This window comes from Lysobacter sp., assembly GCF_035655815.1.
Lineage (GTDB): Bacteria > Pseudomonadota > Gammaproteobacteria > Xanthomonadales > Xanthomonadaceae > Lysobacter_J.
Genome location: NZ_DASRTS010000014.1, coordinates 17,916 through 30,968, shown reverse-complemented (window position 1 = coordinate 30,968; position 13,053 = coordinate 17,916). Strand labels below are relative to the sequence as shown.

The 13,053-nt window shown below is 66.6% G+C and carries 11 protein-coding genes; 3 read left to right on the top strand and 8 right to left on the bottom strand.

From position 1 onward, the window contains the following. Nucleotides 1–20: 20 nt before the first annotated feature. Together rlmN and ndk are read right to left on the bottom strand one after the other, a co-directional pair. Nucleotides 21–1,271, bottom strand: coding sequence for a 23S rRNA (adenine(2503)-C(2))-methyltransferase RlmN (gene rlmN, locus VFE83_RS02970; RefSeq protein ID WP_324903391.1), 1,251 nt, complete (start codon nucleotides 1,269–1,271; stop codon nucleotides 21–23). Between the two features lie 19 nt (nucleotides 1,272–1,290). Further along, the gene (ndk, locus tag VFE83_RS02965; RefSeq protein WP_324903390.1) at nucleotides 1,291–1,716 is read right to left on the bottom strand and encodes a nucleoside-diphosphate kinase; all 426 of its coding nucleotides are present in this window, start codon (nucleotides 1,714–1,716) and stop codon (nucleotides 1,291–1,293) included. Between the two features lie 237 nt (nucleotides 1,717–1,953). On the opposite strand from ndk, the gene VFE83_RS02960 reads away from it, so the two are divergent. Genes VFE83_RS02960 through VFE83_RS02950 form a run of 3 tightly spaced genes read left to right on the top strand, consistent with a single transcriptional unit; the run spans nucleotide 1,954 to nucleotide 6,214 of the window. Then, nucleotides 1,954–2,574 carry a TetR/AcrR family transcriptional regulator gene (locus VFE83_RS02960; protein WP_324903389.1) on the top strand — a complete coding sequence of 207 codons (621 nt, stop codon included), beginning with the start codon at nucleotides 1,954–1,956 and terminating at the stop codon, nucleotides 2,572–2,574. Between the two features lie 29 nt (nucleotides 2,575–2,603). Continuing rightward, nucleotides 2,604–4,979, top strand: a complete 2,376-nt coding sequence (locus VFE83_RS02955) for a 3-hydroxyacyl-CoA dehydrogenase/enoyl-CoA hydratase family protein (RefSeq protein ID WP_324903388.1) — start codon at nucleotides 2,604–2,606, stop codon at nucleotides 4,977–4,979. A 26-nt stretch (nucleotides 4,980–5,005) separates the two neighbouring features. Beyond that, entirely contained in the window at nucleotides 5,006–6,214 is a 1,209-nt protein-coding gene (locus VFE83_RS02950) for an acetyl-CoA C-acyltransferase (RefSeq protein ID WP_324903387.1), read from the top strand. 135 nt (nucleotides 6,215–6,349) lie between these two features. On the opposite strand, the gene VFE83_RS02945 is transcribed toward VFE83_RS02950, so the two are convergent. The 6 genes from VFE83_RS02945 to lapB all read right to left on the bottom strand — a co-directional run bounded on the left by VFE83_RS02945 (nucleotide 6,350) and on the right by lapB (nucleotide 13,052). Next, nucleotides 6,350–6,691, bottom strand: coding sequence for a tRNA-binding protein (locus VFE83_RS02945; protein ID WP_324903386.1), 342 nt, complete (start codon nucleotides 6,689–6,691; stop codon nucleotides 6,350–6,352). After that, nucleotides 6,688–7,989, bottom strand: coding sequence for an FAD-binding oxidoreductase (locus VFE83_RS02940; protein WP_324903385.1), 1,302 nt, complete (start codon nucleotides 7,987–7,989; stop codon nucleotides 6,688–6,690). The genes VFE83_RS02945 and VFE83_RS02940 overlap by 4 nt, the downstream gene beginning before the upstream one ends. A gap of 71 nt (nucleotides 7,990–8,060) precedes the next feature. Continuing rightward, on the bottom strand, nucleotides 8,061–8,960 hold the full coding sequence (gene galU / locus VFE83_RS02935) for a UTP--glucose-1-phosphate uridylyltransferase GalU (protein ID WP_324903384.1): 900 nt from the start codon (nucleotides 8,958–8,960) through the stop codon (nucleotides 8,061–8,063). Further along, nucleotides 8,960–10,870, bottom strand: a complete 1,911-nt coding sequence (locus VFE83_RS02930; protein ID WP_324903383.1) for a nucleoside-diphosphate sugar epimerase/dehydratase — start codon at nucleotides 10,868–10,870, stop codon at nucleotides 8,960–8,962. Before VFE83_RS02930 ends, galU begins: the two co-directional genes overlap by 1 nt. 28 nt (nucleotides 10,871–10,898) lie before the next feature. Further along, nucleotides 10,899–11,870, bottom strand: coding sequence for a glycosyltransferase family 4 protein (locus tag VFE83_RS02925; RefSeq protein WP_324903381.1), 972 nt, complete (start codon nucleotides 11,868–11,870; stop codon nucleotides 10,899–10,901). Nucleotides 11,871–11,873: 3 nt separating this feature from the next. Then, nucleotides 11,874–13,052: a lipopolysaccharide assembly protein LapB gene (gene lapB, locus VFE83_RS02920; protein ID WP_324903380.1), complete on the bottom strand. Its 1,179-nt coding sequence runs from the start codon at nucleotides 13,050–13,052 to the stop codon at nucleotides 11,874–11,876. Between the last annotated feature and the right edge of the window lies 1 nt (nucleotide 13,053).

Sequence of the window (13,053 nt, the reverse complement as noted above, 5' to 3'; positions counted from 1 at the left end):
CTAGCGCAGCTCCCCCCGCATCACGCCGCCTCGTTTCCGAGACCGCCGGCCTGCAGCCGTTTGCGGAACTCCGCCTGCCGGCGGGTACGGTCCATCACCTGCCCCTTGAGCTGACCGCAGGCGGCGTCGATATCGTCGCCACGGGTGCGCCGTACCGGCGCGATCATGCCGGCCTCGTTGAGCAGCTTCTGGAACGCGCGGATGGCCGCGTCGTCCGGCCGCTCGAAACGGGTGCCCGGGAACGGGTTAAAGGGAATCAGGTTGACCTTCGCCGCATCCTTCATCTGCACGGCGTTGTCGAACTGGCGCATCAGGCGCAGCAACTGGCGTGCGTGCTGCGGCTGGTCGTTCACGCCCTTCATGAGCGTGTATTCGAACGTCACCGACGTGCCGCGCTTGCGCAGCGCGTAGCGCACGCAGGCGTCCATCAGTTGTTCGATGGGGTACTTCTTGTTGAGCGGCACCAGTTCGCTACGCAGCTCGTCGTTGGGCGCATGCAGCGAAACGGCGAGCGACACGTCGCTCTCCAGCGCGAGGCGGTCGATCATCGGCACCATGCCGGCGGTGGACAGCGTGACGCGCTTGTTGGCCAGGCCGTAGCCGAGGTCGTCGCGCATGATGCTCATCGCGCGGACGACGTTGTCGAAGTTCGCCAGCGGCTCGCCCATGCCCATCATCACGACATTGGTGAGCCTGCGTTGCTGGTGCGGCACGTTACCCAGATGGCGCGCGGCGACCCACACCTGGCCGATGATCTCGGCGGTGGACAGGTTGCGGTTGAAGCCCTGGGTGGCGGTGGAGCAGAACTGGCAGTTGAGCGCGCAGCCCACCTGCGACGACACGCACAGCGTGCCGCGCCCCTTGTCGGGGATGTAGACGGTTTCGATGGCGTTCTTCGGGTCCATGCCGAGCAGCCACTTGTGCGTGCCGTCGGTGGACGCCTTGTCGAACACGACCTGCGGCACGCGTACTTCAGCGTGCTCCTCGAGCTTGGCGCGCAGCGCCTTGCCCAGGTCGGTCATGTCGTTGAAATCGGTCACGTACCGGTGATGGATCCATTTCATCACCTGGTGCGCGCGGAATTTCTTCTCGCCGAGCGTCTGTTCGAAAAAGTGCTCGAGCGAGGCGCGGTCGAGGTCGAAGAGGTTCGTCTTCGACCCGACCGCGTGCTTGCCGGCCAGGCCCGCTTCGACGCGCGCGGCCGACTCCGTCGCCGGCGCATTGCCTGCGTCGGCCAGCTGGATGTCGATGCGTTCGCGTTGCGTGGTCATGGCCTGAGGTCTGTGCTGCTTAGCGGGCGTAGACGTCCGTGGCCGGGAAGAAGTACGCGACTTCGATCGCGGCGTTCTCCAGGCTGTCGGAACCGTGCACGGCGTTCGCGTCGATGCTGTCGGCAAAGTCGGCGCGGATCGTGCCCGGCGCGGCATCCTTCGGGTTGGTCGCGCCCATCAGTTCGCGGTTCTTCAGCACCGCGCCCTCGCCTTCCAGCACCTGGATCATCACCGGGCCCGAGATCATGAACTCGACCAGCGCCTTGAAGAACGGACGCTCGCGGTGCACGGCGTAGAAGCCCTCGGCTTCCTGCTTGGACAGGTGCTTCATCTTCGAGGCGACGACCTTCAGGCCGGCCTTCTCGAAGCGGGTGTAGATCTCGCCGATGACGTTCTTGGCGACGGCGTCGGGCTTGATGATGGACAGGGTGCGCTCCAGCGCCATGGATTCTCTCCGGGTTGGCGGGCCGCCGAACGTGGTGGCATTCACCAGGGTTCGCGCCCGAGGATAACAGAAAAACCCGCGTCGGGACGCGGGTTTAGCCAACAAGGCTCCGGTAATTCTAGCGGATCGTCACGCGGTTTTGCACCGCTTGGCCGCAGATCGGCGTTGACGGTTCAGGCATGCCGGGACTAGCATCAAACAAGCGTTTGATTCACCTGCCCGTTCCTCCGGAGCCCGATGGCCACCACCGCCCATTTCTCGACCAAGGACCGCATCCTTGGCGCCGCCGAAGAGCTCTTCGCCCAGTTCGGCTTCACCGGCACTTCGCTCCGCCAGGTCACCAGCCGCGCGGACGTCAACATCGCCGCCGTCAACTACCACTTCGGCAGCAAGGAGAACCTCGTCAACGAGGTCTTCCGCCGCCGCATGGACGAGATGAGCGCGCAGCGCCTCGGTGCCCTGCGCACTGCCATCGAGCGCCATCCCGGCGAGCTCGAGCCGATCCTCGCGGCCTTTGTCGAGCCTGCCCTGGCCATGGCCCAGGACCGCCACGGCGGTGGCGCGTTCGTGCGCGTGGTCGCCCGCGCCTACGCCGAGAAGAACGACCGCCTGCGCAAGTTCCTGTCCGACCACTACGGACACGTGCTGCGCGAGTTCGCCAAGGCGATCTCCGCGTGCGTGCCCGGGCTGAGCAAGGAGGAGTTGTACTGGCGCCTGGACTTCCTGGCCGGCGCGCTCACCTATGCGATGGCCGACTTCGGTCTGATCAAGCGACCCGCCGGTGTCACCGAGGCGGCGCATCGTGAACGTGCGGCGCGCGAGTTGATCCGCTTCGCCGCCGCCGGCTTCAAAAGCTGATTTCCTTCTGTAACAAGGACTTGCATAACATGCCTAAGAAACTGCTTGCGCGGCGCGTCGCCGTGCTCGGCGCCGGTGTGATGGGCGCGCAGATCGCCGCGCACCTGACCAACGCAGGCGTCGACACCGTCCTGTTCGACCTGCCTGCCAAGGAGGGCGACCCCAACGGCATCGTCGCCAAGGCCGTCGCCAACCTGGGCAAGCTCAGTCCCGCCCCGCTCGCCAGCAAGTCGCTGTCCGAACGCATCACGCCCGCCAACTACGAGACGGGCCTGGAGCTGCTGCGCGGCTGCGACCTGATCATCGAGGCCATCGCCGAGCGGATGGACTGGAAGCAGGACCTGTACAGGAAGATCGCGCCGTTCGTGGCCGAGCACACCATCCTGGCCAGCAACACCTCCGGCCTGGGCATCAACAAGCTGGCAGAGGTGCTGCCAGAGCAGCTGCGCCACCGTTTCTGCGGCGTGCACTTCTTCAATCCGCCGCGCTACATGCACCTGGCCGAGCTGATCCCGGCCAAGAGCACCGACGCCGACGTGCTGGAGGCGCTGGAAACCTTCCTGACGACCACGCTGGGCAAGGGCGTGGTGATCGCCAAGGACACGCCGAACTTCATCGGCAACCGCATCGGCGTGTTCTCGATGCTGGCGGCCATGCACCACACCGAGCAGTTCGGCCTGGGTTTCGACACCGTCGACGCGTTGACCGGCCCGTTCATCGGCCGGCCCAAGTCCGCCACCTACCGCACCGCCGACGTGGTGGGCTTGGACACGATGGCGCACGTCATCAAGACCATGGCCGACACGCTGCCGGACGACCCGTGGCATCAGTACTTCAAGGCTCCGAAGTGGCTGGCGGCGCTGATCGAGAAGGGCGCGCTGGGCCAGAAGACCGGCGCCGGCGTGTACACCAAGCGCGGCAAGGACATCCTAGTGCTGGACCTGAAGGCGCAGGACTACCGCGCTTCGGCCGGCGAACTCGATGCCGAGGTCGCGGCACTGCTGAAGGAACGGGATCCGCAGAAGAAGTTCGCAGCGCTGCGCGCCAGCCAGCATCCGCAGGCGCAGTTCCTGTGGGCGATCTTCCGTGATTCGTTCCATTACAGCGCCTACCATCTGGAGTCGATCGCCGAGACCGCGCGCGATGTCGACTTCGCGATGCGCTGGGGTTACGGCTGGTCGCTGGGCCCGTTCGAGACGTGGCAGTCGGCCGGCTGGAAGCAGGTCGCCGACTGGATCGCCGAGGACATCGTCGCCGGCAAGGCGATGAGCAGCGCACCGCTGCCGGACTGGGTGTTCGACGGCCGCGACGGCGTCCACGACAAGGACGGCAGTTTCAGCCCGGCGCGCAAGGCGCAGGTGCCGCGCTCGTCCAATCCGGTGTACGCGCGCCAGCGCTTTCCGGATCCGCTGCTCGGCGAGAAGTTCTCGCATGGTCGCACCGTGTTCGAGAACGACGGCATCCGCATGTGGGCCGACGAGGGCGACGACATCGCCGTGGTCAGCTTCAAGACCAAGATGCACACGGTCAACGACCACGTGCTCAATGGCCTGCAGGAAGCCGTCGCCATCGCCGAGCGCGACTTCCGCGGCCTGGTGATCTGGCAGCCGAAGGAGCCGTTCTCCGCCGGTGCCGACCTGGCCGGTGCGCTGGGCCTGCTGCAGGCCGGCGACGTGAAGGGCTTCGAGGCGATGGTGGCCAACTTCCAGGCGACCAGCCAGCGCATCAAGTATTCGCTGGTACCGGTGGTGAGCGCGGTGCGCGGCTTGGCGCTCGGCGGCGGTTGCGAGTTCCAGATGCACTCGGCACGCAGCGTCTTCGCGCTGGAAAGCTACATCGGCCTGGTCGAGGCCGGCGTGGGCCTGCTGCCGGCCGGTGGCGGCCTGAAGGAACTCGCCGTACGCGCGTCCGAAGCGGCGGGTCCGGGCGGCGACGTCTTTGCGCAGCTCAAGACGGCGTTCGAGAGCGTGGCAATGGGCAAGGTGTCCACCTCCGCATTCGAAGCGCGCGAGCTGAAGCTGGCCCGCGACAACGACGTGGTCGTGTTCAACGCCTTCGAGCTGCTGCACGTCGCCAAGGCGCAGGCGCGTGGCCTGGCCGAGTCGGGCTACCGTCCGCCGCTGCCCGCGCGACGCATCCAGGTCGCCGGCGATGTCGGCATCGCCACATTCAAGATGCTGCTGGTGAACATGCTGGAAGGCCGCTTCATCTCGCCGCACGACTACGAGATCGCCAGCCGCATCGCCACGGTCATCTGTGGCGGCGAAGTCGACCGCGGCGCGCTGGTGGACGAAGAGTGGCTGCTCAAGCTCGAACGCGAACACTTCGTCGCGCTGGCACAGATGCCCAAGACGCAGGAGCGCATCGCGCACATGCTCAAGACCGGCAAGCCGCTGCGTAACTAAGCGACGACGACACAGGACACAACGACATGATCAAGCAAGTTCAAGACGCCTACATCGTCGCCGCTACCCGCACTCCGGTCGGCAAGGCGCCCCGTGGCGTTTTTCGCAACACCCGCCCTGACGAGATGCTCGCGCACGTGCTGCGCAACGTGGTCGCGCAGGCACCGGGCATCGACGTAAACCGCATCGACGACGCCATCATCGGCTGCGCCATGCCCGAGGGCGAGCAAGGCATGAACGTGGCGCGTATCGGCGCGCTGCTGGCCGGCCTGCCCAACACCGTGGCCGCCCAGACCATCAACCGCTTCTGTTCGTCCGGCCTGCAGGCCGTCGCACTGGCCGCCAACGAAATCCGCCTGGGCAATGCCGACCTGATGCTGGCCGGTGGCACCGAATCGATGTCGATGGTGCCGATGATGGGCAACAAGGTGGCACTGAGCCCGCAGGTGTTCGCGAAGGACGAGAACGTCGCCATCGCCTACGGCATGGGCATCACGGCCGAGAAGGTCGCCGAGGAATGGAAGGTCTCGCGCGAGGACCAGGACGCCTTCGCCCTGGCCTCGCACCAGAAGGCCATCGCCGCCATCCAGGCCGGCGAGTTCAAGTCCGAGATCTCGCCATACGAGGTGATCTCGCGCGTGCCGGACCTGTCGGGCAACACCGTGCGCGTCAGGAAGGCACTGGTCGAAGTGGACGAAGGCCCGCGTCCGGATTCGTCCATCGAAGGCCTGGGCAAGCTGAAGCCCGTCTTCCGCAACGGCCAGTTCGGCGGCACCGTCACCGCGGGCAACAGCTCGCAGATGAGCGACGGCGCGGCCGCGGTGCTGCTGGCGTCCGAGCAGGCGGTGAAGGACTACGGCCTGACGCCGCTCGCGCGTTTCGTCAGCTTCTCGGTGGCCGGTGTGCGTCCCGAAGTGATGGGCATCGGCCCGATCGCGGCCATTCCGAAGGCGCTGAAGCAGGCCGGCCTGACCAAGGAGCAGCTGGACTGGATCGAGCTCAACGAGGCGTTCGCTGCGCAGGCGCTGGCGGTGATCCGCGACAGCGGACTGGATCCGTCGAAGGTCAACCCGCTGGGCGGCGCCATTGCTCTCGGCCATCCCCTGGGCGCAACTGGCGCGATCCGCACCGCGACGATCGTGCACGGCCTACGCCGTCGCCAGCAGAAGTACGGCATGGTGACGATGTGCATCGGCACCGGCATGGGCGCGGCGGGCGTGTTCGAAGCGCTCTGACCGCCCACCGCACGAGCACGCGAAAAGGGCAGCCGTTGGCTGCCCTTTTTCGTGGGAACGTCGTTCGCCCTATCCTGCGTGTGGCGGTTCTGCCTTCCTAGCTCAGCTATCGGGCTTGGCGGGAATGGGCGCGGCTCACGCCAGCCGCGTCCCGTTCGGCACCGGCCGCTCCACGGTGGTGATCACCACCCCCTCGTCCGTCGGAAAGCCGGTCAGCAGAAACTCCGACACGAACGGCCCCACCTGCTTCGGCGGAAAGTTGATGACACCGACGATCTGCCGGCCGACCAGGTCGTCGGCACCATAGAGGTGGCGGATCTGCGCACTGGTCTTGCGCACGCCGTGCGGTCCGAAATCGACCCACAGCTTCCAGGCCGGCTTGCGTGCCTCGGGAAACTCCTCGACGCGTTGCACCGTGCCGGCGCAGAGCAGCACCTTCTCGAAATCGTCCCAGCTAATCGTGTCCTGTTCGCTCATCCTGCCCTCGCCTGTTCGATGCGGTCCTTCCAGTCGTCCTTCAACTGCGCCCACCAGTAACTCAACTGCGCGCCGACAAAACCGACCGGCTTCACGGCAGAGACGAGCCCATAGCCGGACAGTTCCCGCCAGCGCGTGTCGCCCTCGGCGATGGCGCTTGCCAGCAATTCTCCTGCGAAGGTGGTGGGCGCGACACCGTGTCCACCGAACGCCTGCGCCAGCCACAGCCCGTCATCGATCGCGCCAATCTGCGGCATCTGGTGGCGTGCGTAGCTCATCAGTCCGGACCAGGCGTAATCGATGCGCACGCCGTGCAATTGCGGGAACACCTTCAGCATGTCGCCGTATAGCAACTGCTCCACCTCCGCAGGCGAGCGGTCGAGCACCGAGATGCGTCCACCCCACAGCAGCCGGGTGTCGGGCAACGGACGGTAGTAATCGAACGCGAAGCGCGTGTCGTAGACCGCTGCGCGCGTCGTCATGATCTCGTCCAGCCGCGATCCGAGGGGCTGGGTCACCATCACGTAGGTCGCGATCGGCAGCACGCCGGCGTCGACCTCCGCCCGCAGACCGGCCAGGTAGCCGCCACAGGCCAGCACCACCTGTTCTGCCTCGACGACGCCATCCGGCGTCCGCACGCGCCAGCCGTGGCCATGGCGCTGGAGCTCAACCGCAGGCGTGAACTCGTGGACGGCAACGCCCTGCGCCTCGGCGGCTTGGGCGAGACCGCGGGCGTACTTCAACGGATGGAAGTGGAACGCGTTGGCTTCGAACAGACCGTCGTGGTAACGACGGGTCCTCACCAGTTCGCGCAGGTTGGCCTGCGGAATCCACTCCCAGTGCGCGCCGTAGTGCTCGGCCAGCAGGCGCTGGCGTTCGAGCAGGACCTGCTGATCGCGGAACCAGTTGGCCCAGATCACGCCGGCATCGACGCGATCGCACTCGATGCCGTAATGGACCGTGCGGCGGCGGATCAGCTCGACGGCGGATGTCGTGCCCGCGTACAGGCGCCGTGCGCGTTCGGCGCCCAGCTCATGCAGCAGGCTGTCTTCGCCGCGCGAAAACCCGCCGAACACGAATCCACCGTTGCGCCCCGACGCACCGAACCCGACCTGCTCCGACTCGAGCAGCACGATGCCGTCGAGCCCGCGTTCGGCCAGTCCCAACGCGGTGTTGAGACCGGCGAAGCCACCGCCGACCACGCAGACTCGGGCGACACGCGTGCCGACCAGCGGTCCGGCACCAATGCCATGGCGCGGCGTGGTCGCGGTGTAGTAGTTGGAATCGGGTCCCACCATCGGCTGCACCCACGACGACGGCAAGAGCCGTCGTCGTCAGTCTAGCTGCGCCGCCGGCTGCGCGGCTTGGATCAGCCGAGCTCTTCCACGCCCAGTTCGGACAGCGCGTTCTGCATCAGCTGTCGCGCGGAGTCGCTGAGCTTCTCGTGGTCCAGCGCGTAGCGGATCGTCGCCTCGACCAGTCCGATGTGCGTACCGCAGTCGAAGCGCGTTCCCTGGAAACGGTAAGCGTTGACCGTCTCTTCGCCCAGCAGCGACGCGATGGCGTCCGTCAGCTGGATTTCGCCACCGGCCCCCGGCGTGGTCGACTCAAGCAGCGAGAAGATGCGCGGGTTCAGCACGTAGCGACCTACCACCGCGAGATTGCTCGGCGCGACCTCGGGCTTGGGTTTCTCGACGATGGCGCGGATGCGCCCCTGTCGCTTGTCGAACGAATCGGTGGCGACGATGCCGTAACTGGCTGTCTGCTCGCGCGGCACGTCCTGCACGGCGATCATGCTGGCGCCCGTGGCTTCGGCCGCATCGGCCATCTGCTTGAGCGCTCCGGGACCGCGGTTCCAGATCAGGTCGTCCGGCAGCAGCACGGCGAAGGGTTCGTCACCGATCACCGGCTTGGCGCACAGTACGGCATGACCGAGGCCCAGTGCCTCAGCCTGGGTCACGAACACCGCACGCACGCCGTCCGGCAGCACGTTGCGCACCAGTTCGAGCTGCTCGGTCTTGCCGCTGCGCTCGAGCTTCTGTTCCAGCTCGTAGGCTTTGTCGAAATAGTCCGCAACCGCGTGCTTGTATCGGTTGGTGACGAACACCAGCGTATCGCAGCCGGCTTCTATCGCCTCGTCGACGGCGTACTGGATCAGCGGTCGATCGATGATCGGCAGCATTTCCTTGGGAACGGTCTTGGTTGCGGGAAGAAAACGGGTGCCGAGGCCGGCCACGGGAAAAACGGCCTTGCGGATACGAACTGACATCAAATCTTCCTGGCGTTACGAGCGGGAAAGGCCACCACGGTGGCAGATTCCTGGTAGTCGGGATGTGTACCGACCGGCTGGAATTCGGGCACGGCCATGCGCAACAGATGGCCCAGCGCGTCCAGGTCGTAACGGCCGCAGGCTTCACGCAGCTGGGCGATGGCGTTGTCGATCTGCGCGGCCGAAACGTCGCGCGGCTCGGCCTGCAGGATCTTCGGATGCGCGGTCTGGCGGTAGCGCTCGTCCGCATGGAACAACGTCTCGTGCAGCTTCTCGCCCGGGCGCAGGCCGGTGTACACGATGGCGATGTCGCGGCCCGGATGCTTGCCGGCCAGGCGGATCATCTGCTCGGCCAGCAGGCGGATCGGCACGGGTTCGCCCATGTCGAGCGTGTAGATGGCTTCGTGCGTGCCGATGGCGGAGGCCTGCAGGATCAGTTGGCAGGCCTCGGGAATGGTCATGAAGAAGCGCGTGACTTCCGGATCGGTCACGGTCACCGGGCCACCCGCGCGGATCTGCTCGCGGAACAGCGGCACCACGCTGCCCGCCGAGTCGAGCACGTTGCCGAAGCGCACCGTTACGAAACGCGTCGAGCGCTGATCAGCCAGCGACTGGCAGGCCATCTCGGCCAGACGCTTGGTGGCGCCTAGCACGTTGACCGGGTCGACCGCCTTGTCGGTGGAGATCAGCACGACGGTGCCCACGCCCGCGTTGCGGCAGGCACGCGCGACGGTTTCAGTCGCCAGGACGTTGTTGCGGACAGCCTCGCGCAACTGGAGTTCGAGCAGCGGCACCTGCTTGTAGGCGGCGGCGTGGAAGACAGCATCCGGTTCGGCGCGCGCGAGCGCGTGCGCGATCACCGCAGGGTCACCGCAGTCGCCGAGGATGGCGATGTATTCGAGGTCCGGGAAATCGCGGCGCAGCGCGGCCTCGGTGGTGGTCAGCGCCAGTTCGTCGATCTCGATCAGCGCGATGCGACGCGCGCCATGACGTGCGCACTGGCGGCAAAGTTCGGAGCCGATCGATCCACCGGCACCGGTGACCAGCACCGAGCGCGATCCCAGCCAGCTGCGGATGGCCTTCCAGTCCGGCATGACCGGCTTGCGGCCCAGCAGGTCCTCGATCGCGACTTCCTTGAGTTCGCCGGGCAGCGAGCGGCCTTCCAGCACGTCCTGCAGCTTGGGCACCATGCGGAACGGCAGGCCCGTGCGCTCGCATGCCACCACCACGCGCTGCAACGCGTTGGCGTCCGCCGAAGGCATGGCGATGACCAGCAGCTTGGCGGCGGTCTCGCGGGCGATCTCGGCCACGTCCTGCACGCGGCCCAGGACCGGCACGCCCTGCACCTTGCTTCCGCGCAGACGCACGGCGTCGTCGAGGAAGCCGACCGGCTGGTAGGTGCCCGAGCGGCGCAGGTCACGCACCAAGGCTTCGCCCGCATGCCCTGCGCCAAGGATGAGGATGCGGACTGACGCCGTCGCGCCCGAGTCGAGACGGCTGTCCTTCCACGCCCGGTACAGCAGTCGTGGCGCGCCCAGCATGCCCATCAGGACCAGCGGATACAGCACCAGCACGGTGCGCGGCACGGTGCCAAGGCGGTTGTACAGGAACAGGCCCAGCACGATGGCGAACAGTCCCAGCACCGAGGCCTTGAGGATGTTCCACAGGTCCGGGACACCGGCGAAGCGCCACAGCCCGCGGTACAGGCCGACCTGCCAGAAGACCAGCCCCTGCGCGGCGAGCACCAGGGCGACTTCGGGAGACCACAGTGGAATAACAGGGGCGTTGGCTTCGATGCCCCAGCGCAGGCGGTGGAGGGCCTGCCACACGAGCCACACCATGGCCAGATCGTGCGCGACTACCGCGAGGCGCGGAAGGCCGCTTTTCCAGCGATCACGCCATGAGCTCATTCCATGCCCTCGTCTAATTATGGTCAGGTCAACTTCTTGCCGACCTTGCGTCTAATCTTTGCAGGCCGAGCCAAAAAAAAGCGCAGCACATATACCACGCCATCGTCGTACCCGCGATGAAGGGTGCATCGCGTGCGTACAACCAGCCGGCCAGAAGTATGACCAGAACCGAAACGATCGCATAGGCGACCGTCACCGTTCCGTGACCGTTGCGGCGGGCCCAGACCTGGTAGGCATGCTGGGTGTGAGGAGTCCACCACCGCTCCCCCCGAAGCAGGCGGCGTGCCAGCGTCAGGCCCGCATCCACCAGGAACACAGAAACCGGCAGCAGTGCCAGCCATGCCCTGCCCTGCAGGCTCGCGGCGGCCAAGGTCGCCATCGCCCCTAGGGCGAAACCGATCGCTCCGCTGCCCACGTCTCCCAGGAAGATCCGGGCGCGCGGGAAGTTGAAAGGCAGGAAGCCGGCGCATGCGGCCGCCAGCGCCAGGCCGAGCAGCCATGCATTTCCGGCGGCCAACCCGCCCAGTCCGAACGCCGCGATCAATGCCTGGCTGGCCGCCAGGCCATTGATACCGTCCATGAAGTTCCAGACGTTGGTTAGCACGAGGGTGGCGACGAACCCGCATATCCCCAGCCAGACCGAGTCATACACATCCGCTACGACCCAGCCGAACAGCCCGGAAGCGACGACGTGCACGCCCAGCCGCCACCATGGCGACAGTGGCCGGTGGTCGTCCACCCAGCCCACGCCGGCCACCAGCATCACGCCGACACCGAGCGCCAGCATGAGTGGCGCCTGCACCGGCTGGCGGATGCCCAAGGCCACCACGGCCACCATCAGTGCCAGGACGATGGAAATGCCACCGCCGCGCGGCGTGGCCACGCTATGGCTACGGCGTTCGCCGGGAAGATCGATCAAGGACCGGCGCAGCGCGTAGTGCCGTGCCAGCCACGTGCCCGCCACGCCGATGCAGAAGTGCAACACCAACCATTCGAGCATGCGTCAGACCACGGCGTAGTTCAGCAGCGGCTTGATCGTGCCCCACTCCTTGCAACTCGGGCATTGCCAGTGATGGCTGCGCGCACCGAAGCCGCAACGATTGCACCGATAGCTCGGGTTGCGCACCAGCAACTGATCGGTGATGTGTTTCAGGTCGTGCAGCGTCGCCGCCGGGTCCGCGTCTTCGGCCAGGGTCAGGTCGATCAGGGCGGCTTCGCCGCGCACCGACGGGCGATCCTTGAGCTGGCGCGCGAGGTAGGCGCGAGCCGCAGGGACACCTTCTTCGCTCTCGACCATGCGGGTAAGTGCGAGCACCGGCGCGATGCCGCGATAGTGCTCGGTCATTTCGGCCAGGAACGCGCGCGCACCCGGCGCATCGCCGACGCGTTCGTAGCAGGCCAGCAGCGACGGCAAGATTTCGGGCAGGTAATCCGGGTCCACGCGCGCCACGCGCTCGAAGGCACGGATCGCGCCCGCGTCGTTGCCGGTCTCCACCTCGATGCGCCCTTCGATCATGCCGGCGCGCACCGAGTTGGTATCGGCCTCGTAGGCACGCTTCACCGCCTCACGCGCGGCCTCGATGTCGCCTGCCGCGCGGTGACGATCTGCCAGTTCGCATTCGAACTGCGCGATCAGCTTGCCCATCGGCTCGCCGGTGGCTTCCTCGTAGCGACGGGCGTTCTCGATAGCCTTGTCCCAGTCGCGCTCGGACTGATAGATGCCGATGAGGTGGCGCAGTGCCAGCGGCGCGCGCATGTCCAACGCCACCAGGTCGCTGAAAACGGTCTCGGCGCGGTCCAGCAGCCCCGAGCGCATGTAGTCCTCGCCCAGCGCGAGCAATGCCTGCACGCGCTGCTGATCGCTCAAGCCGGGGCGCTGCACCAATGCCTGATGCAGGCGGATCGCACGGTCGACCTCGCCGCGGCGACGGAACAGATGACCCAGCGCAACCTGCGTTTCGAACGTGTCCTTGTCGAGTTCCGCGATGTGCAGGAACAACTCGATCGCCTTGTCGGGCTGCTCGTTCAAAAGGTAGTTGAGGCCGCGGAAATACGTGGTCGACAGCCGGCTGACCTGCGTGTCGCTATGACGTTCGCCGCCACGGCGACCGATGATCCAGCCGCTGACGGCGGCGATCGGAAGGAGCAGGAAGAACCAGAACCACTCGCTGATGAAGGCCATG

Excerpts from the sequence above, each read along its gene's own strand:
- lapB (WP_324903380.1), bottom strand. The coding sequence starts at position 13,052 with ATGGCCTTCATCAGCGAGTGGTTCTGGTTCTTCCTGCTCCTTCCGATC.
- galU (WP_324903384.1), bottom strand. The coding sequence starts at position 8,960 with ATGTCAGTTCGTATCCGCAAGGCCGTTTTTCCCGTGGCCGGCCTCGGC.
- VFE83_RS02925 (WP_324903381.1), bottom strand. The coding sequence starts at position 11,870 with ATGCTCGAATGGTTGGTGTTGCACTTCTGCATCGGCGTGGCGGGCACG.
- VFE83_RS02955 (WP_324903388.1), top strand. The coding sequence starts at position 2,604 with ATGCCTAAGAAACTGCTTGCGCGGCGCGTCGCCGTGCTCGGCGCCGGT.
- VFE83_RS02945 (WP_324903386.1), bottom strand. The coding sequence starts at position 6,691 with ATGAGCGAACAGGACACGATTAGCTGGGACGATTTCGAGAAGGTGCTG.
- rlmN (WP_324903391.1), bottom strand. The coding sequence starts at position 1,271 with ATGACCACGCAACGCGAACGCATCGACATCCAGCTGGCCGACGCAGGC.
- VFE83_RS02940 (WP_324903385.1), bottom strand. The coding sequence starts at position 7,989 with ATGGTGGGACCCGATTCCAACTACTACACCGCGACCACGCCGCGCCAT.
- VFE83_RS02950 (WP_324903387.1), top strand. The coding sequence starts at position 5,006 with ATGATCAAGCAAGTTCAAGACGCCTACATCGTCGCCGCTACCCGCACT.
- VFE83_RS02960 (WP_324903389.1), top strand. The coding sequence starts at position 1,954 with ATGGCCACCACCGCCCATTTCTCGACCAAGGACCGCATCCTTGGCGCC.
- VFE83_RS02930 (WP_324903383.1), bottom strand. The coding sequence starts at position 10,870 with ATGAGCTCATGGCGTGATCGCTGGAAAAGCGGCCTTCCGCGCCTCGCG.
- ndk (WP_324903390.1), bottom strand. The coding sequence starts at position 1,716 with ATGGCGCTGGAGCGCACCCTGTCCATCATCAAGCCCGACGCCGTCGCC.